Source organism: Paraburkholderia sp. DHOC27, from assembly GCF_003429005.1.
Taxonomy (GTDB): domain Bacteria; phylum Pseudomonadota; class Gammaproteobacteria; order Burkholderiales; family Burkholderiaceae; genus Paraburkholderia.
Genome location: NZ_QVQV01000002.1, coordinates 61103 through 80439 on the forward strand (window position 1 = coordinate 61103; position 19337 = coordinate 80439).

14 protein-coding genes are annotated in these 19337 nt (G+C 61.7%); 6 read left to right on the forward strand and 8 right to left on the reverse strand.

Annotated features, from left to right (window positions below; translation table 11 throughout):
• The first annotated feature begins 47 nt into the window (after nucleotides 1-47).
• Nucleotides 48-1085, forward strand: coding sequence for a LacI family DNA-binding transcriptional regulator (locus D0B32_RS08665; RefSeq protein WP_117333567.1), 1038 nt, complete (start codon nucleotides 48-50; stop codon nucleotides 1083-1085).
• Here the strand turns inward: D0B32_RS08665 and D0B32_RS08670 are convergent.
• The 5 genes from D0B32_RS08670 to D0B32_RS08690 form a co-directional block, all read right to left on the reverse strand.
• Nucleotides 1051-1950: a sugar phosphate isomerase/epimerase gene (locus tag D0B32_RS08670; RefSeq protein ID WP_259294943.1), complete on the reverse strand. Its 900-nt coding sequence runs from the start codon at nucleotides 1948-1950 to the stop codon at nucleotides 1051-1053. The two genes, D0B32_RS08665 and D0B32_RS08670, sit on opposite strands and share 35 nt — an antisense overlap.
• Entirely contained in the window at nucleotides 1947-3200 is a 1254-nt protein-coding gene (locus D0B32_RS08675) for an NAD(P)/FAD-dependent oxidoreductase (protein WP_117333568.1), read from the reverse strand. Before D0B32_RS08675 ends, D0B32_RS08670 begins: the two co-directional genes overlap by 4 nt.
• Complete coding sequence (locus D0B32_RS08680) at nucleotides 3197-3571, reverse strand: non-heme iron oxygenase ferredoxin subunit (protein ID WP_117333569.1); 375 nt, start codon at nucleotides 3569-3571, stop codon at nucleotides 3197-3199. The genes D0B32_RS08675 and D0B32_RS08680 overlap by 4 nt, the downstream gene beginning before the upstream one ends.
• Before the next feature lie 59 nt (nucleotides 3572-3630).
• Entirely contained in the window at nucleotides 3631-4698 is a 1068-nt protein-coding gene (locus D0B32_RS08685) for a fatty acid desaturase family protein (protein WP_117333570.1), read from the reverse strand.
• 557 nt (nucleotides 4699-5255) lie between these two features.
• Nucleotides 5256-6023, reverse strand: coding sequence for a tetratricopeptide repeat protein (locus tag D0B32_RS08690; protein ID WP_117333571.1), 768 nt, complete (start codon nucleotides 6021-6023; stop codon nucleotides 5256-5258).
• Between the two features lie 390 nt (nucleotides 6024-6413).
• Here D0B32_RS08690 and D0B32_RS08695 point away from each other — a divergent pair, with 390 nt between their 5' ends.
• Both D0B32_RS08695 and D0B32_RS08700 read left to right on the forward strand, forming a co-directional pair.
• The gene (locus D0B32_RS08695; RefSeq protein ID WP_117333572.1) at nucleotides 6414-7580 is read left to right on the forward strand and encodes a porin; all 1167 of its coding nucleotides are present in this window, start codon (nucleotides 6414-6416) and stop codon (nucleotides 7578-7580) included.
• Nucleotides 7581-7582: 2 nt separating this feature from the next.
• Nucleotides 7583-9514 carry a tetratricopeptide repeat protein gene (locus D0B32_RS08700; protein ID WP_147329508.1) on the forward strand — a complete coding sequence of 644 codons (1932 nt, stop codon included), beginning with the start codon at nucleotides 7583-7585 and terminating at the stop codon, nucleotides 9512-9514.
• Between the two features lie 5 nt (nucleotides 9515-9519).
• On the opposite strand, the gene D0B32_RS08705 is transcribed toward D0B32_RS08700, so the two are convergent.
• From D0B32_RS08705 to nirB, 3 genes are read right to left on the reverse strand one after another with little or no spacing between them, the layout of a single operon-like run.
• On the reverse strand, nucleotides 9520-13797 hold the full coding sequence (locus D0B32_RS08705; RefSeq protein WP_117334134.1) for a bifunctional nitrate reductase/sulfite reductase flavoprotein subunit alpha: 4278 nt from the start codon (nucleotides 13795-13797) through the stop codon (nucleotides 9520-9522).
• Nucleotides 13794-14141, reverse strand: coding sequence for a nitrite reductase small subunit NirD (gene nirD, locus D0B32_RS08710; protein ID WP_117334135.1), 348 nt, complete (start codon nucleotides 14139-14141; stop codon nucleotides 13794-13796). The genes D0B32_RS08705 and nirD overlap by 4 nt, the downstream gene beginning before the upstream one ends.
• Before the next feature lie 47 nt (nucleotides 14142-14188).
• On the reverse strand, nucleotides 14189-16738 hold the full coding sequence (gene nirB / locus D0B32_RS08715) for a nitrite reductase large subunit NirB (RefSeq protein WP_117333574.1): 2550 nt from the start codon (nucleotides 16736-16738) through the stop codon (nucleotides 14189-14191).
• Nucleotides 16739-17442: 704 nt separating this feature from the next.
• Here nirB and D0B32_RS32250 point away from each other — a divergent pair.
• The 3 genes from D0B32_RS32250 to D0B32_RS08730 all read left to right on the forward strand — a co-directional run bounded on the left by D0B32_RS32250 (nucleotide 17443) and on the right by D0B32_RS08730 (nucleotide 19107).
• Nucleotides 17443-17994, forward strand: a complete 552-nt coding sequence (locus D0B32_RS32250) for a hypothetical protein (RefSeq protein WP_147329509.1) — start codon at nucleotides 17443-17445, stop codon at nucleotides 17992-17994.
• 377 nt (nucleotides 17995-18371) lie between these two features.
• Nucleotides 18372-18638 (forward strand): glycoside hydrolase family protein, encoded by a 267-nt coding sequence (locus D0B32_RS32885; protein ID WP_259294944.1) that lies wholly within the window; start codon nucleotides 18372-18374, stop codon nucleotides 18636-18638.
• Nucleotides 18622-19107, forward strand: a complete 486-nt coding sequence (locus D0B32_RS08730) for a lysozyme inhibitor LprI family protein (RefSeq protein ID WP_117333576.1) — start codon at nucleotides 18622-18624, stop codon at nucleotides 19105-19107. Before D0B32_RS32885 ends, D0B32_RS08730 begins: the two co-directional genes overlap by 17 nt.
• Nucleotides 19108-19337: the final 230 nt, after the last annotated feature.

A 19337-nucleotide genomic window follows, 5' to 3' on the forward strand; every position in this document is an offset into this window, starting at 1 on the left:
TCGCCCACGCGCTCACACCCTTCACCTCTCGCGAGTCCTTCTTATCGATGTCGTCCAGTTCGCAACGTAAAACCAGCATGGCGGATGTCGCCAAAGCCGCGGGCGTCAGCGAGGCCACTGTCGATCGCGTCCTCAACGGACGCGGCGGCGTGGCACGCGACAAGGAAGCGCGGGTGCTGGAGTGGGCGCGCAAGCTGAAACTCGACCGCGCGCTCGGTGCGGTGCCCGCGCGCTGGCTGCGTATCGCCATCCTCATGCAGCAGCCTGCAGCGCCCTACTTCGTGAGCCTGAAACGCGGCTTCGAACTCGCGCAGCAGTCGTTCGAGGCCCAGCGCGCCATCTGCGCGGTCACCTACTTCGACAATCTCGACCCCGCGTGCATCGTCAACACGATCCATCGCGCCACGCAGAAGGCGGACGCGCTGGTGATGGTGGCCTACGAACATCCGGATATCAGCGCGGCAGTGCGCAAGCTGAGTCCGACCATTCCCGTGATTACCGTGGCCAGCGATCTGCCCGGCACCGGGCGGCTCGCTTACGTCGGCATCGACAATCGCGGCGCGGGCCGGGTGGCCGGCGAGCTGATGGGACGCTTTCTCGGCGACGCCGGCGGAAAGGTGCTCGTCATCACAGGCATGCATGATTTCCTCGCGCACGAAGAGCGTGAAAACGGCTTCCGTTCGGTACTGCGACGCTGGTTTCCGCGCTGCGATATCGTCGAAACCGTCGAAAGCCTCGAACGGCCCGAACGCACCGAACGTCTGACACGTGACGCGTTTGCCCGCTATCCGGACCTGCGCGGCATCTACAACATCTCGGTTGGCGACGAGGGCATCAGCGCGGCGCTTCATGCGCTCAACCGGGCCCGCTCCACCGTGCTGATCGGCCATGAAATCAATCAGCTTTCCCGGCGCCTGCTGATGGACGGCACGCTCGACGCCGTGATCGACCAGAACCCGGTGGCCGAGGCCATGCGTTCAGTAGAACTGATCTTGCGGCACTATCATCGGGAGCCCGGGGCGGCACCGCCTCAACAGATACCCGTTACCGTTATCCTGCGCGAGAACCTGCCGCCTGAAGAGTGACGGCGGCTTGCTCGCGCTCTTGACACCGCTGTTGCCAAACCTCCTGCCACACCTCACGAATCCAGTCGCGCATCAGCAGGGACTCCTGCCAGCGGTCCGTCGTATCGTTGCCGTCGCGGCCAATGATCGCGTACGGCTTCGGACCCAGTTCGCAGGTGAAGGTCAGGCTGTCGTTCGCGCCGGCACGTTCGCACCACGAGGCGAAGCCATAGCGCCACCAGTCGAGAAACAGATCAACCCACATGCGGTGCGGCGCGAACGACAACTCAATCTGTACCTGTTCGCGGCTCGCCACGCGGCCATGAAACGCCCACGACGCATCCAGGATGCGGTGCATCAGCGCGTGATTCTCGGCTGAGACCGGCCACGCAAATTCACGTCCGACGAGGTAATGCGAAATATCGCCGAGCAGCTTGAGATCGGGCCGCGCATCGAGCAGATCGAGCGTGAAATACAGGTCGGTGGTCATGCGATCGCGATGCGTTTCGATGTACACCGGAAAGTCCACCTGTTCCGCGAGGCGCGTCCAGCCGTCGAGCAACGTCAGCGCTTCATTCAGCGTGCGTGGGCGCACATCGGGTTGCAGATCGATGTGGTGCACGCCCGATTCCGTGGCGTTTTCCAGCACCGGTTGCAGATCGTCGATGCTGCGCGGAAAGCATTGGCCTTCGGCATCGAGTCCGTGCGTCTTGCGCAACGCCGCGAGTTGCCTGACTGCATCGCGGTGGGTGTAATCGGCGCTGACGCCGTCGAAATGCGCGTCGGCGATCATCTGCAGGTTCGCTTCGAGCGAGCGTTCGAAGCCGTCCGTGTAGCGCCGCTCCATCGCCCACATGGACTGGAACACCAGCAAGCGTTGGCTCATAGCGCCTCCGCCGTGAGCAGCGACTTCAGTTTCGCCGAGCGGTCCGCGAGCAGCGCGGGCTCGACACGGGCGCGGCGCGCAATCAATTCCTGTGCGACCCGTACTTCTCGCGCAATTTCCCCTGTCTGACCGACACCACTGGCGCCGACCAGAATGCCGTCGCGATCCAGCGCAAAAAATACTCGGGATGCCGAACCAGTTTCGCGCACCACACTGGTGGTACCGAAGGCGGGCATGCCGGCAATCTGGATGGTCATGTCGTACTGGTCGGACCAGAACCACGGCACGGCGGAATAGGTCTCGCCGTATTCGAGCATGTTGCGAGCGACGACCCGCGCATGATCTTCCGCGTTCTTCCAGCATTCGAGCCGGATGCGGCGCCGGAACAGGCGGTGCGGAAACGAGCACACGTCGCCGGCCGCGAAAATGTACGGGTCGTTGGTGCGCAGCGTATCGTCGACGGCGATGCCGTCCGCCACGTCGATGCCCGCCGCTTCGGCAAGCGCGGTACGTGGCGTCACGCCGATGCCGACCACCACCGCGTCGCATTCCACCGTCGTGCCGTCCGCGAGTTTGAGGCCGGTCACACGCGACTCACCGAGCACACGATCCACCTGCACCGCAAAGCGCACCGTTACGCCCATCTGCCGATGCCGTTCCACCAGATAACCAGCCACCACTTCCGGCACCGCCCGCATCAACGCACGCGAAGCCGCCTCGATCACCACGACTTCACAGCCGCGTGCGATGGCAGTGGCCGCGATTTCCAGGCCGATGAAACCCGCGCCGACCACGGCGATGCGTTTGCCGGGCGCCAGTTCATCGACGATCGCCAACGCATCGGGCACGCCGCGCAGCACATGCACGCCAGGCAGCGTCGAACCCGGCACGGTCAGGCGACGCGGTTGCGAGCCGGTGGCAATCAGCAGGCGCCGGTACGAGACCGAGCGGCCCTCGCCTAACATCACGCGGCGTTCCACGCGGTCAATTGCGGTAACGGCTGAATCGACGCGCAGATCGATGCGGTTGTCGCGGTAGAAGGCCTCGTCATACAGCGCACATTGCGCGGCGGTCTTTTGTCCGAGCAGCACGCCTTTCGAGAGCGGCGGCCGGTCGTAAGGCGCGAGGCCTTCGTTACCCAGCAGCGTAATTTCGCCGTCCCAGCCGTTCTCGCGCAGCGCCTGCGCGGTGCGCGCGCCGCACTGGCCCGCGCCGACAATCACCATCGCGCCATGTTCAGCGGTTTTCATGCGGCATTCCTGGTAGCGTCCTTGCCGGCACCTTCAGCGGTGGCCGGCAGGCCGATCAGCACGCGCTGTCCCTCTACACGCACCGGATAGGTTTTGAGCTTGACGCACACGGGTGGGCTGAGCGGTTTGCCGCTGATGATGTCGAAGCGTCCCTGATGCAGCGGACACTCGATCTCGCCGTTCACGACGAAGCCGTCCGCAAGATGCGCCTGCTCGTGCGTGCACCAGCCGTCCGAGGCGTGAAAGCCCTTCGCCAGCCGGTACACCGCGTAGCTCGCGCCTTCGTGATCGAAGCGCAGCACGTCTTCTTCGTCGATGTCGTCGGTTGCACACGCAACGACCCACTTCGTGTTGTCGGATTCGACTGCCACGATGCCTCCAGATAGACCAGAAAGGATAGTTAAAGCGTTCGGCGCAAAGCGTGCCGCGATTACGTGCTTGGCTGCGCGGTGAAGTTCGGCTGCGAGCCGGATGCGGACTCAGGCAAGGTACGCTGGATCACGTGCGCCGGATCACGCCGCTGTCTCCACAACGCCGGGATCATCTCGCGGTACGTCGCATAGAGGCTCGGATAAGCCGGCGGCAACTGATCCTTGATGGCGTCGTGCAGACGCGGCAAGGCATGGAACGGCACCATCGGCAGCAGATGATGCTCGAGGTGATAGTTCATGTTCAGGTACAGGAAGCGGAACACCGGGTTGATATACACAGTGCGCGTGTTGAGCCGGTGGTCCTTCACGTTGACGCCAAGCCCCGCGTGCTGCGTGAGTCCCAGCAGTTGATGCAGCCAGCCGCCGTAGAAGCGCGGCGTCCACACGAACATCAGCGGCAGGAAGCTGTGCAGGTAGACGGCGAGCACGATGGTGGCCACGATCACCGCCAGATAGATGCGCGACGACCAGATCATCTTCGGCTTTTCGCTGGCGGGCAGGAACGCTTCGGTCGCGGCGTCGATACGGCCAAACGCGTGACGGATCGTCTTGCGGATTTCGGCCACGCCGCCAATCAACGCGAAGAAGTCGAAGAAGATGGGCAGCACCTGCGTGGGACGCGCCACCTGAATCTCCGGGTCGCGTTCCTGGAAGTACGTATGCGTGTGATGGCGCGCATGACTCCAGCGCCACCAGTAGGCCTCGCGGATCGTCATGAACGACGACAGGTGATAGAACGCGTCGTTGAGCCAGCGCGTCTTGAACGGCGTGCCGTGCGCGAGTTCATGCCAGCGCGCGTCGCTCGACGAATAGATCGTGCCGTAGACGAAAAACGCCGGCACGGCCCACCATGTTCCCCACGTCAACCCCGCCACCACGCCCGAGGCAATCAGCAGCACGAGCCACAGGGCGAAATTGCGCAGGCCCTCGGCGTCGCTGCGTTTCATCAGTTCCTTGAGGACAGCACGCGGAATGCGCGGCTGATACCACTGTTCGCTGATGCGATCGTCGAACGTCTCGTCTGTCAGGCCGGGTTTGAACGTGCCGGGCGGGGGCGTCGATGACATGCTTGTCTCCTGTCGACCGATGCTGGCGCTTGGCACGCCAGTCACCGGCTCCGATCTTGTGCAAGGCGGTCTGCTCTCGCGTGCGGGCCGCCGTGTGAGTGACCCGGCGGTGAACGCCGCGGGTTGGATCAAACAGTACTTGATCGACCGTCTTTCGGCATCGTCAGAATTGATGGGATTCCATCAATGCCGGACGCTGGTTTACGCCTGGATTCGCGTTGCGCGAACTGGCCGTGCGAGGGTGAGCGCGCTCATCAAGCCGCTCATCAACCGTCAGGTAGCGCCAAATCTCCCGTGCGTTCTCGCCATTTGCCCTCTGATGGGGCACAGATGTGTGCGAAACAGCGCTTTCGGGGTAATTACGGCTGGCTAAGCTTGCCTCGCGATGCGCTCACCCCGATGCGCGTCGTGTTTTGCTCCTTCGCGTGCCCGCCCGTCTCCGCGGGCATCTTTTTTGGGCGTCCGGTTTTGTCTTTGGATCGTTTCGGACACCCAACTTCGTGGTCATGCTTTTGCCGCTCTGAACGTGCGCGACGTCTACGGATGGGCAGATCGCGTCACGACCGCGAACTCATTCCCGCCAACGCCGCTTGCGCCCGCTCGAGCCATTCACGGTTGTGCTCACGCGCGTGACGCGGCCAATGCCGGGCATCCTGGGTGATATCCGCATACAGGCTGCGGGCGCGTTCACGATCCGCCGTGTCGGGCTGCGCTGCGAGCCAGTCGGCAAACAGGCAGCGCGGCGCGGCATCGCTCGCGCAGCTCAGAGCCTGCTCGAATGCGGCACGTGTGCCGGCTGAACCGAGGGCGGCCTGCGTGCGTGCATAGAGCAAGGCCGGTTCCGGTTGCTGACGGGTCTCCCTGTGCGCGGCAAACAGCGCGTTCAACGTGGTGTCCGCGGCTGCGCTATCGCCCGTGGCGAATTGCGCACGCGCGAGACCCATCAGCACGGCAGGGTCGGTCGCGAACGGTCCCTGTGCAGCGTACTGATAGTGCTCCAATGCCTCACGCGCCTCGCCTGCCTCCAGCAACGCTGCGCCAAGACGCAGGCGATGCTGGACCGTGGGCGCGCGATCGAAGTCGGCGCGTGCCTCGCGCACCGCGCGATTCGGATCGACCCATTGCGTAATCGCACGCGTCGCTGCGCGTCCGCCGCGCGACTGACGCAGGCTCGGCAAATAAATGGCGAAGAAATAAACGACGCTGCCGAGTAAAGGAAAAATAAACAACAGCAGTAGCCAGTACATGTTCTGGCCCGTGCGTACCGCGTGCACAGCGAAAAAGATCGCAATGATGACGTGAAAACCGATTCCCAGATATGGCATACAGATTCGACCCGAGGTCCCAGATAGACAGGGGCCGGGCGCAATCGGCGCCCGCCCCTGCGTTTGTCCAAGCCGTGATCGTAAACGATCCGCCGTGCGGATTTGCAATCCATCAGTGCCCGTGCATTGGAAAATGAATCTGCCAATGAATTCGCCCGGCCTGCATGCTTCGCCCACATGGAGTTTTTTTACGCTCTACAATTGCACTGGCCGATGTGGCGTGCGAGCGACGATGCGCTCCACGAGCTGCATCGACACATGTGTCGACCCACTATATGCAAGGTATCCCGCACCCAACGAACCCGTGTGTTCGCGCGCGGATACCGCTTTTCAGGCAACGCTTTCGCGTGATCCTCTCGTAGCCTTTGCTCAATCACGGAGCTTACAAGAATGAAAAAATCACTACTGGCCATCGCCCTCACCGGTGTCTATGCCCTCTCGGCGCACGCACAAAGCAGCGTGACGCTGTACGGCCTGATCGATACCGGCCTCGTCTACACCAACAACCAGGGCGGTCACTCCAACTGGCAGGAAAACAGCAGTTCGACGCAGAACACGGTGTTCGGGCTGAAGGGCTCCGAAGATCTGGGCGGCGGACTGCATGCGATCTTCAAGCTGGAACAAGGCTTCAACCTGAACAACGGCAGTGAAGCGTTCCCCGGCGACGGCTTCGGCTCGCAGGTATGGGTCGGGCTGCAAAGCGACCCGTACGGGACCGTGACGCTGGGCCGCCAGTTCGACGTGCTCAACGACCTGCTCGGCCCGCTCACCGCTGAAAGCAACACATGGGGCGGCAATCTCGCGGCGCATCCGTTCGAAAACGACAACCTCGCCGCCGATTCCGTGGTGCTCAACAACATGGTCAAGTACGCGAGTCCGGAGTGGCACGGCGTGACGTTCGAGGGCATGTACTCGTTCAGCAATGCCGCGGGCGGCTTCGCGAACAATCGCGCGTACGGGTTTGCCGCGTCGTTCTCGCAAGGTCCGCTGAATCTCGCGGGCGGCTATCTGCAGTTCAACAATGCAGGTGGCGGCGTACTCGGCACCAACAACAACGGTGCGATCTCGCAGAACGACGGCAGCGCGGACTTCGTCGCGCAGCGTCAGCGCATCTGGGGCGCGGGCGGCAATTACACCTTCGGCCCGGCCACCGTGGGTCTGGTCTGGAGCCACACGCAGATCGACGACATGGCGAGCGTGTTCTCGTTCGGTCTCGGCAACTATTTGCCGCTCGGCGGCACGCTGCGGCTCGACAACTACGAAGTGAACGCCAAGTACGCGCTCACGCAGGCCTTGACGGTGTCCGGCTCGTATACCTTCACCAACGGCGCGTATGGCGACGGTGCCACGAGCGCGTCGCCCATCTGGAACTCGGTCATGCTCCAGACGGATTACTCGCTCAGCAAACGCACGGACGTCTACCTCGAAGGGGTTTATCAGCACGTGCATGGTGCGCCGGCCGGCTCGATTCTGGATGATGCGATGATCAATACGCTGTCGCCTTCGTCGACCAATTCACAACTTGCGGTCACCGTGGGGCTGCGTCACGTATTTTGAGCGTGCCCTCGTCTCCCGTGTCTCTGGACGCCGCGTCGCAGGCGCATCAACTGATGTTGCAGGGCGCGGCCTGTTATCAGGCCGGCCAGCGTGAGCAGGCCCACGCGCTCTGCAAGGAAGCGTTGCGGATCGCGCCGCGCTGTTTCGAGGCACTGCTGTTGCTGGCGTTTATCGCGCTGCATGACGGCGATCCGCACGCGTCCATTGAGTGGATCAACCAGGCCATCGCGCTTAACGATCGCCATGCGGACGCGTATTTTCTTCGCGGTGAGGCCGAGCAGCGGCTCGGGCACTATCAGGCTGCTGCAGCGAGCTATGACACCGTGCTCGCGCTCAACCCCGCGTACGCCGAGGCGTTGAATAATCGCGGTAACGTGCATCTTTCGCTCGGCCTTCTCGAGCGGGCATTGGAAAGTTTCGCTCGCGCCATTGCCTTGAAACCGGTGCAGGCGTCCTTCCATAACAACCAGGGGTTAGCGTTCAAGGCGCTGGGGCAGCATGACCGCGCCATTGCCTGCTTCGAGCGTACGCTCGACCTGCAGCACGATTACGGCCTCGCGTATTTCAATCGAGGTCTTTCGCTCTTCGCCGTCGGCAAGTTTGCCGAAGCGGCCGCGAGCCACGCCAAAGCGCTGAGTGTGATGCCGGATCACGCGGCGTCGCATTGGGGCCTAGCGGACGCCCTGCGCGCGCTGGGCGAGTACGAAGCCGCACTGGCTTCCTACGATCGTGCGCTTTCGCTCGATCCCGGCAACGCAGATGTCCTCAACAATCGCGGCCTCGCGCTGCATTACTCGGGTGCGCATGCGCTTGCGTTAGCGGACTACGACGCAGCGCTCCACCTGAATCCGCATCATGCAGATGCCTTTTGTAATCGCGGCATGGCGCTCGATGCGCTAGGGCGTCACCACGACGCCCTCACCGCCTACGACGCCGCGCTCGCGCTCACGCCCGAGCATGCGGTGGCGCAATTCAACCGCGCGCTTTGTCATCTCACGCTAGGCAACTATGAAGATGGTTGGCGCGCATACGAATCACGCTGGAAAACCGAGCAACTTCGCACGTCTCGGTTGCGTTGCGTGCAGCCGCTCTGGACCGGCAAGGAAGCGCTGCATGGCAAGCGCATTCTGCTGCACGCGGAACAAGGACTCGGCGATAGCCTGCAATTCTGCCGCTATATCCCGCTGGTGAGCGCGCTGGGCGCACAGGTGTTCGTGCAGGTTCAGGCCCCGCTGGTCTCGCTGCTTCAACAGATGGACGGTGTGGCGCAAGTGATTGCACAAGGCGAGCCGTTGCCCGCGTTCGATCTGCACTGCCCGTTGATGAGCTTGCCCCTGGCGTTCGGAACCACGCTCGATTCGATTCCGCGCCCTTCGCGTTACCTCTCGCCATCGCAGGCCCTTTCTGATGTATGGGCTGAGCCACTCGGCCCGCGTGGCTTGCCTCGCGTCGGCCTGGTCTGGGCCGGCGCACCGCATGTTTCGTGCGCCGTGCAGCGGCCGGTCGATCAACGACGCTCCATCCCACTGGAAAAATTCGCGGCATTGCGCGGCCTCGACGCGCAGTTCTACAGCCTGCAAAAAGGCGCGGCCGCAGTCGCACAGTTACGCGCGCTGGAAAGTGGCAAATGGGGCGGGCCGCCCCTCGTCGATCTCACCGCCAGTCTGAACGACTTCGAAGACACCGCCGCGCTGATCGATCAACTCGATCTGGTGATCTCCGTGGATACCTCAGTGGCACACCTGGCGGGCGCGCTCGGCAAGTCCGTGTGGCTGCTCAATCGCTTCGACACGTGCTGGCGCTGGTTGAATGCCGGCGATCATAGTCCGTGGTACCCGTCCATGCAGATTTTCCGTCAGCGGGCGGCTGGCGAATGGGACGATGTCATCGCCCGTGTCTACGCGCAATTGCAGCGCTTCGTCGCAGACGCTTGAACGCTTCAATACACATCCCGCACATAGCGCTTGTCACGCGCCAGGCGGTTCACGTACTCGGCGGCCCGCTCTTCGCTCATGCCGCCGTGTGTCGCCACCGCGGCTTTCAGCGCTGCATCGACATCCTTCGCCATGCGGCTCGCGTCACCGCAAACATAGAAGTACGCGCCCTCTTCGAGCCATGCCCACAATTGCGCCCCCTGCTCGCGCATGCGGTCCTGCACGTAGACCTTCTCGGCCTGATCGCGTGAAAAGGCCAGATCGAGCCGCGTGAGCAAGCCGTTTGCGTGCATCGTCTCCAGTTCGTCGCGGTAGTAAAAGTCCGTGGCGCGATGTTGCTCGCCGAACAACAACCAGTTGCGTCCCGTGTCGCCGCGCGCCTGGCGTTCATGCAAAAAGCCCCTGAAGGGCGCAACGCCCGTGCCCGGTCCCACCATGATCATGGGCGCGGCGCCGCTGCGCGGTGGCCGGAAATGAGTGGACTTCTGCACGAACACAGGCACGCTCACGTCACCGGCGCGATCTGCGAGAAACGTGGACGACACGCCTTTACGCTGACGCCGGCCGTTGTTGTAGCGAACCGCGGCCACCGTCAGATGCACTTCGCCTTCATGCGCCTTGGGGCTCGACGCGATCGAGTAGAGCCGTGGCTGCAGGCGCTTCAGCGTGCCAAGCAATTCCGGCGCGGACAGATGTGCGGGAAACTCATGCAGCACGTCGGCTAACTGCTGGCCCCACAGCCATTTCTTCAGGTCGGCCTTGCGCTCTTCGGTGAGCAAAGTGCCGAGCGCGCCATTGGTGCTGCGCGCTGCAATCAACGCCAATGCTTCGACACTGGGACGGGCAATTTCATAGTGCTTGCTGAGTGCATCGGAGAGCGGCATGTCACCCACGCCGCTCACGTTGACCACCGTTTCCGTAGCGAGCCCGCTCAAACCGATCAGTTCGTCGACGAGTTCAGGACAGTTGCTCGGCCACACGCCGAGCGCATCGCCCGCTTCGTATTCGAGGCCGGAATCGGCGGTGGACAGCGAAAAATAGCGCGTGTCTTTGGTCGCGCCTTGCTTGTTCAGCCGCAGATTCGTCACGAGACGTGAAGCGGCGGGACGCGCTTTGGTGGGGAATGCGGTGGGCGATGCCACGGTCACGGCTGCGGCCGATGCACCATGCGACGTGCCCGGCGTCCGCGCCGGCAGCACAGCGGGAATCATCCCTTCGGCAGGCACTTCGTGCAGCGCTGCGTCCTCTTCCTTGATGCGCGCAATGACGCGTTCGAGCCAGGCATCGGCGGCGGGCTGAAAATCGGTGTCGCAATCCTGACGTGGCAACAAACGCTGCGCGCCCTGCTCCGCGAGACGCGCGTCGAGAGTGCGGCCGTGTCCGCAGAACTCATCGTAATTGCGATCGCCAAACGCCAGCACGGCATAACGCAGATCGTCGAGACGCGGCGCATTCGCTGCCTTCAGCGAGGTCCAGAAACCCATGCCGTTGTCGGGGGCGTCACCATCGCCGAAGGTGCTCGTCATCAACAGCACGTATTGCGCTTTGGCGAGCGTAGCAACGTCGTAATCCTCCATGCAGGCCGTGCGGATTTCGAAACCGGACTCCAGCAACTGCATGGCATATCGCTCGGTCAGCGATTCGATGTTGCCAGTTTGCGAGGCCCACAGCAGCAAAACCTTCGGACGTGTGTGAGCAATCCGTACTGTCGATGCCGCGACGCTTTCCGTCGTCAATGACGATGCTGAAGCCACGCTGGCCGAGGCACGGCTATAGAGCCCCGCGAGCATCCCATCGAACCAGAGCCGCGTGCTGGCTGCCAGCGGCGCGGACAACGGCATGACCGGCACACCGTCCAGGGTGGCATCGTTTGAGCGCAGCGCGCTGATAAAGCCTGATACATAGGCCTTTTCTGCTTCGTTGAGAACCGGCGCGGGCTGCGCCGGCATGCCGAGTAAGGTGGCGAGCGCGTCGATGCGGGACATAACCGTTTCCTGATGCGAACCGGCGGACGCTGCATGAAATGCCGCCACCGGTTGGGGGTCTACCTGCGCTGCGATCGTAGTGAGGTCGTCCAGCACCGCAAGCGGTTCGGGCGCGACGCGGCTCAGCGCGACCGCGCAGAATTTGAGTTCGGGCTGCTGCGAGATCGGATCGACGGCGTCGCTCGTCACCGCATTGATGCAGAGGTCCTCGCCGAATACGTCGTTCCAGTGCATCGGCGCAAAGCACGAACCGGCCCGCACCCGATCGGTCACGACGGCCGGCAAAATCGCGCGGCCGCGGCGTGAGCGCACTTCGACGCGATCCTTGGCCTCGATGCCAAGCGCCGCAGCGTCTTCCGGATGAATCTCGACGAACGGCCGCGGATTCAGCTTGTTGAGCATCGCGACCTTGCCCGTCTTCGTCATGGTGTGCCATTGATGCTGCAGGCGTCCCGTGTTCAGCACGATGGGAAACTCGCGCACAGGCATCTCCGCCGGATCCACGTGCGGGCGCGCGAAGAAAATCGCTTTGCCGGATGCGGTCGGAAATGTCAGCGCCGGGCGCACACCGTCGGGCGTTTCCCTGAGCGTTTGACTCACGCCATCGTTCAGATAACGCAGCGGATTGCGGTCAAGTTGAGCGTCCGGCGCATCCGGCGATTCCGGTGAATTCGGTGCACAAGGCCATTGCAACGGCGTGTCGCGCAGACGTGCATAGCTTGCGCCGCGCAGGTCGTAGCCGGTCCTGGGGTTCGTCGCACGCGTGATCTCGGCGAAAACCTCTTCCGCCGACTCATAACTGAACGCATCCGCGAAACCCATTGCGCAAGCGACGCGCGCGATGATCTGCCAGTCGGGCAGCGCCGCGCCTGCCGGTTCGATGGCCTTTTGCATGAGCGTCAGATTGCGCTCGGAGTTGATCATCACGCCTTCGGCCTCGGCCCACAATGCGCCGGGCAGCAGGACATCCGCGTAGCGATTGGTTTCCGTGTCGAGAAACGCGTCCTGCGCGATGACGAGTTCTGCCGCCTGCAAGCCGGCAATGACGTTCTGCCGGTTCGCGACGCTCGCGACCGGGTTGGTACAGATGATCCAGCATGCCTTGATGGCGCCGCCCGCCATGCGTGTGAACAGGTCGATGGTGCCCTGCCCGCTTTCGGCGCGCAGCGTGCCAGGCGCGATGCCCCACAGGTCTTCGACAAAAGCCCGATCTTCCGCGACCAGCACGGAGCGCTGACCCGGCAGGCCCGGCCCCATGTAACCCATTTCGCGGCCGCCCATCGCGTTGGGTTGGCCCGTGAGCGAAAACGGTCCGCTGCCAGGGCGACATATTTTGCCGGTGGCAAGGTGCAGATTGCAGATGGCGTTGGTATTCCACGTACCGTGTGTGCTCTGGTTCAGGCCCATCGTCCAGCAGCTCATCCACTCGGGCGCATTGCCGATCCATTGTGCAGCAGTACGAATCGACTCTTCCGACAAGCCCGTTATAGCGGCGACCTTGTCGGGCGAGTAGTCGTCGAGAAACGCGGGCATTGCGTCCCAGCCTTCGGTGTACGTCGCGATGAAATCCGCATCCGTGTGGCCGTTTTTGTGCAGCAGATGCAGCAGGCCGTTCAGCAATGCCAGGTCGGTGCCCGGTTTGATCTGCAGGAACAGGTCGGATTTCTCGGCGGTGGTGTTGCGGCGCGGGTCCACCACGATCAGTTTGGCACCGGCCTTCACGCGGTCCATCATGCGCAGATACAGGATCGGATGACAGTCGGCCATGTTGGCGCCGATCACGAAGAACACGTCGGCCTTGTCGAAATCCTGATAGGAACCCGGCGGGCCATCCGCGCCCAGCGAGAGCTTGTAGCCGCTGCCCGCGCTCGCCATGCACAGGCGCGAATTCGATTCGATCTGATTGGTGCGGACAAAGCCCTTGGCGAGCTTGTTGACGAGATACTGTGCCTCGATGGACATCTGCCCGGAAACGTAAAACGACAACGCGTCGGGACCGTGTGTATCGAGCAACGCGCGCAGCCGCCGGCCGGTGTTGGCGATGGCTTCGTCCACCGGCAGCGGCAACGGATCGCTATGACGTTCGCGGCGCTGAAACGCGCCTTCGAGACGCCCCGACTTGCGCAGCGCGACGTGTGCCGATGAGCCCTTGGTGCACAGCCGTCCAAAGTTGGTGGGATGCTCCTTGTCGCCGGAGATCTTCACCACCTGGCCGTCTTCGACTTGCAGCACCATGCCGCAGCCCACGCCGCAGTAGGGGCACACCGTCTTCACGCTGGCGCTGCCCGTGCCGTTCATGCCGCGATCCACACCTGTCCGTCCTTGACCTGCGCGGCAAACGCATGCACGGAGTGCTCCGGGGCTTCGAGACACTCGCCCGTACGCAGATCGAAATGCTGCTTGTAGATCGGCGAGGCGACCACGATACGTTCGCCGAGATTGCCGATCAAGCCGCGCGAGAGCACCGCCGCGTGCGAGCAGGGATCGTAGTTGTCGATCGCGTATACCTGCGGCTCCTCGGCCACGACGTTAAATACCGCGACCTGTCTGCCGTTGACGAGCGCGCACACGCCCGTGTTGGGCACGATGTCCTCGAGCGCACAGACCGGCACCCACGCGGGCGGAATTCGATCGTTGTTCATGCTGGCTTCCTTGATTTTGCTGGCTTGATACGGTGACGACGCGACGCTCAAACGGTTTCGGCGACCACCGCAACCGGGAACGGCTTTGCGGCCTGCCGCTCTTCCGGCGTCGCGGGACGGATCTGACCGCGTTCCTCGACGAAGGTGACGTTCTCGTCGGTCTGTTCACTGTTGACGAAGTGACGGAAGCGCTTGCGGGTTTCCGGATCGGTCACGGCCTTCTTCCACTCGCATTCGTAGGTGTCGACCACCTGCTGCATCTCCGCTTCCAGTTCAGCCGCGAGTCCGAGCCTGTCGTTCACCACGACATCGATCAGGTATTCCAGACCGCCTTCGAGGTTGTCGCGCCATACGCTGGTGCGTTGCAGACGGTCAGCGGTGCGCACGTAAAACATCAGCACGCGGTCGATGTAACGCACCAGCGTGTCGCGGTCCAGATCCGCGGCCAGCAGTTCCGCGTGACGCGGCTTCATGCCGCCATTGCCGCACACGTAGAGATTCCAGCCCTTTTCCGTGGCGATGATGCCGATATCCTTGCCCTGCGCTTCCGCGCATTCACGCGTGCAGCCCGACACGCCGAACTTGATCTTGTGTGGCGAACGCAGGCCCTTGTAGCGGTTTTCGAGTGCGACAGCGAGCCCGACGGAATCGCCCACACCGTAGCGGCACCATGTCGAGCCGACGCACGACTTCACCGTGCGCAGCGATTTGCCATACGCGTGGCCCGATTCGAAGCCCGCGGCAATCAGTTCTTCCCAGATCAGCGGCAACTGATCGACGCGTGCGCCGAACAGATCGACGCGCTGACCGCCGGTGATCTTCGTATAGAGGCCGTACTTCTTCGCCACCTGGCCTACCGCGATCAAGCCTTCCGGCGTTACTTCACCGCCCGGCATGCGCGGCACCACGGAATAGGTGCCGTCGCGCTGGATGTTGGCGAGGTAGTAATCGTTCGAATCCTGCAGGCTGGCATGTTCTTTCTTCAGCACGAACTCGTTCCAGCACGACGCCAGAATGCTTGCCGTGACCGGCTTGCAGATATCGCAGCCCAGACCGCGCCCGTGTTTTTCGAGCAGTTCACTGAACGTCTTGATGCGCTCGACACGCACCATGTGATACAGCTCCTGACGCGAAAACGGGAAATGCTCGCAGACGTGGTTGTTGACCGCCATGCCCTGCTTCTTCATTTCGGCTTTCATCACCTGCGTGACGAGCGGCACGCAGCCGCCGCACGAGGTTCCCGCACAGGTGGTGCTCTTGAGTGCGCCGATACTCGTTGCACCGGCGCCGACCGCTGCGCAGATCGCCCCTTTGGAGACGTTGTTGCACGAGCAGATCTGCGCGGTATCGGGCAGCGCGTCGACGCCGAGGCCGGGTTTGGCCTTGCCGTCACCGGCGGGCAGAATGAGGAATTCCGGCGCCTCCGGCAGGTCGATGCGGTTCAACATCATTTGCAGCAAGGTGCCGTATTCTGTCGCGTCGCCCACCATCACCGCGCCGAGCAACTGCTTGCCGCATTCGGATACCACCAGCTTTTTGTAGACCTGTTTGCGTTCGTCGCTGAACTGGAAGGTGCGGCTGCCTGGCGTCTTGCCATGCGCATCGCCGATGCTCGCCACGTCCACGCCCATCAGCTTGAGCTTGGTGCTCATGTCGGCGCCAGCGAAGGCCGCTTCGTCGCCAAGCAGTTGCTTCGCCGTGATACGCGCCATGTCGTAGCCTGGCGCAACGAGGCCGTACACCATGCCATTCCATGCAGCGCATTCGCCGATGGCGTAGATGTCGGGGTCGCTGGTGCGGCAGGTATCGTCGATGGCGATGCCGCCGCGCGGGCCGAGATCGAGACCGCAGGCGCGCGCGATTTCATCACGTGGACGAATGCCGGCTGAGAACACGATCATGTCGGTGTCGAGATGCGAGCCGTCCGCGAATTGCATGCGGTGCGTGCCAGCTTCACCGTCGACGATCTCCAGCGTCTGCTTGCCGGTATGCACCTGTACGCCAAGTTCTTCGATCTTGCTGCGCAGAATGCGGCCGCCGCCGTCATCCACCTGTACGGCCATCAAACGCGGCGCGAATTCCACGACGTGCGCAGCGAGGCCCATATCGCGCAGCGCTTTCGCGCACTCGAGGCCGAGCAGACCACCGCCAACGACAACGCCCGTCTTCGCCTGCGCGCCGCAGGCCTGCATGGCTTCGAGATCTTCGATGGTGCGGTAGACGAAGCAGTCGCGGCGGTCATTGCCCTTGATGGGTGGCACGAATGGCGACGAGCCGGTGGCGAGCACGAGCTTGTCGTAGGAGAGCGTTTCGCCAGTGGAGATGCTCACCGTGCGCGCGGCGCGGTCGATCGCGATTGCCTTGGCATTCAGCTTTAGCAGGACGTTTTCGCGGTCGAAGAAACCTGGTTTGACAAGCGAGAGATCGGCGGCGGATTTGCCGGAAAAGAATTCGGACAGGTGCACGCGGTCGTAAGCGGGGCGCGGTTCTTCGCATAGCACCGTGACGTGTAGCGCTGCGTGCGCCTGTTCGTCGTCCATCAGGCACTCCAGAAGCTTGTGGCCAACCATGCCGTGGCCAATCACCACTACGTTCATGATGTTCTTTCCTTCCTGGGAGGCTGTTGGATTTGACATTGCTGTGGGCTCTGCGCTTTTCGTTCGGCAAATAAAAAGCGTCCCGTTGCGGTCCAGTCGTTTTTCGTTGACTGGATGCTCGGGGACGCCGTTGTCCTTTGGTGATGCTGTGTTGCTGCTGGCTGTTGCTGTTTGTTGCTTGCGCTTGCGCGCGTGGATCGTCGTTGATCCGGTTGGTCGTGTTTGTTAATGCAAGGGGTGTGCCAGTTACCTCAGTTTGTGTTGAGGCTCGGTGTGGATTGCGTTAGGCGGTATTGACCGCGGTTTGCAGGCGGTTTTTGTGATGCTGTTTGATGCGCGATGGCACTTGAGTGGTGCCCCGGGGCACCTGGTTCGTGCGCTTTGTCTTTACCTCGGATATCGGACTAGTCCGATGTACACCCGCGCTGCATATCTCTAATCATTCTGACTAGCGTTGGCAACGCCTGACGCGCGACGCCGGTCGTTTTCGTGGCCGGCCGTCAAATCGACTCCGGGAGACAAGAAATGTCGGATCAGAATGAACCAAAACGCAATCTATACACATCCGCAACGTCAGGCTCGCACACAGTACGTCGCGTTCAGGCCACTCGAACAGCTAGTGGCCTACGCTGCGACCAAAGCACTCATCCCCGCACGGATAAGCCGGTAAGTGAGCCCCGGACGCGCGTCGAAGGAAAGGCAGCATGATCCGGATTTTTCTTGCCAAAGGGGATCGGGCTGGTGAAGCGGAAATCATCCAGGGACTGAGTTCAGTCACTTGTTCCAATCCACCTCCAACCGTACAGATCGCCACGCTTGGCATGCAAACGTATTGCAGAGCCTGCAGACAGGTCGGCTACATCGCACCACGCGGGCCGCGCAGGCCCGGGACAGCACCGAACGGAAAGCAATGGGCATTAAGCGGTGACGTCAATATATGTGGATGTATGCCCGAGCCGGTTTTCTATCCCGCCGGAGAACGCCGTTTGGCCATGAGTTTTACTTCGGAGGAAGTGGCAGCGCTCATGGCTCCGCCTGGAACATCCGCCGAGCAGGTCCTCACGCCCCGCACCCATGACGAACAGTTCACGTTACTGGACGCAAACCATAAGGCGTTAGCACACACCTACTACACCATTGGCAAATCTGATGGATCACTGGTCCACGGGGTCACGGATAGCAAAGGCGTAACGGCCCGTCACAAAACGATTGGCGCGCAGACCATCGCGATTTATCTCGGGCACCGCGAACCGTAAGTCTCGGTCGGCTTGACAAGGTGACTGACCTTGGATGGCGCGTGTAATGAATCACAACTTCATTCTTTGCCGCATAGAACAGATATGACCGATCCACTTCACCAATGTATAACCAATACAGACCCGAATTCGAATCTTGCTGTCTATACACGGCGTTACTGCAAGCCATGGCGGATTTCGGAGAGCGGTGTCATATTCCTCGAAGGCTGGGAACAGTTTAGTGCATCAATGTATGACAGAGACGGCAGCGCGTTGGGCAACGCAACTGTTGGATATGGGCATCTAGTGCATGTCGGGAAGATCTCCGGGGCGGTGTCAGAAAAGCCTTTCAAAGCGGTATATCTGAATCGCAAGCAGAGAATCTGCTTAGAGAAGATTTGGCGTGGGCGGAAATCACAATCAACAGCAAAGTCGCCGTTCCCTTGTTTCAGTTCGAATACGACGCTTTAGCATGCTTCATGTATAACCTGCAGCACCACGGCGATGGCCTCCTCGACTTCGTCAATACGGGTGACTACGACAATGTGGGCAACAAGATGAGGCGGTACGCAACGTCGAAGGGGCACGTCGTCAAAGGTTTGCTTAAGCGGCGTCACCGTGAGGCGGAAATGTTTGAAGCGGGGATCTATGATTCGTCACACTAGATTTCTGTATTTGCTCGCTCTACTCCCTGTCTTTTCGATTGCGAAGACTGTGTATTCGGGAGAGTTCGACTACCACTATTTCAAGTCTCCTGAAGCGTATTTTTCCGGACGCACGGCGGCGGAGGTCGCACGTATGTGTAACTCAGGTGAGCACGCAAGCAACGATGATTTAGCGCAGTGCTCACATCTGAAGTTCAACAAAACCAGTAGGCGGCTCGAAAGCAATCTCAAGGCGGTACGTATGAAAAACGCGAGTGTCGACAAGTCGCTTAGAGCGAGTGGTAACCCGCAGGCGTCGCCGTTCTTCGAAAAGGCGCAGAGTGCCTGGGAAGCATACCGCGACAACGAGTGTTATAGCGAAACGTACGCGATGGGTGGCGCCGCTGAGCGGGAAATATTCTTTTGGGAGTGTATGGCGAGTATTACTGATAGCCGCGTGAAAGAACTCGATCAGTTGTTGACGAATTGATCGATCATTACTGGCGTTCCGCGTACCGTATAGGATGGGCAATGTTTCTTTGTGCATTTTTTTACTTCGCCGCGGCGATCGGCTTCGGGCACTAACGAGGTCGGATGTTCTTTTTGCCGGCGGTGCTTCTTGATACGCTGCGTCTCTTGGTGTTCTCTTGTTGGCCTTTCCCTGTTTTCTTATCGGTGCGCTTGTGTTGCCCCTGTGCGGGGCGGCACCTACTTTCTTTG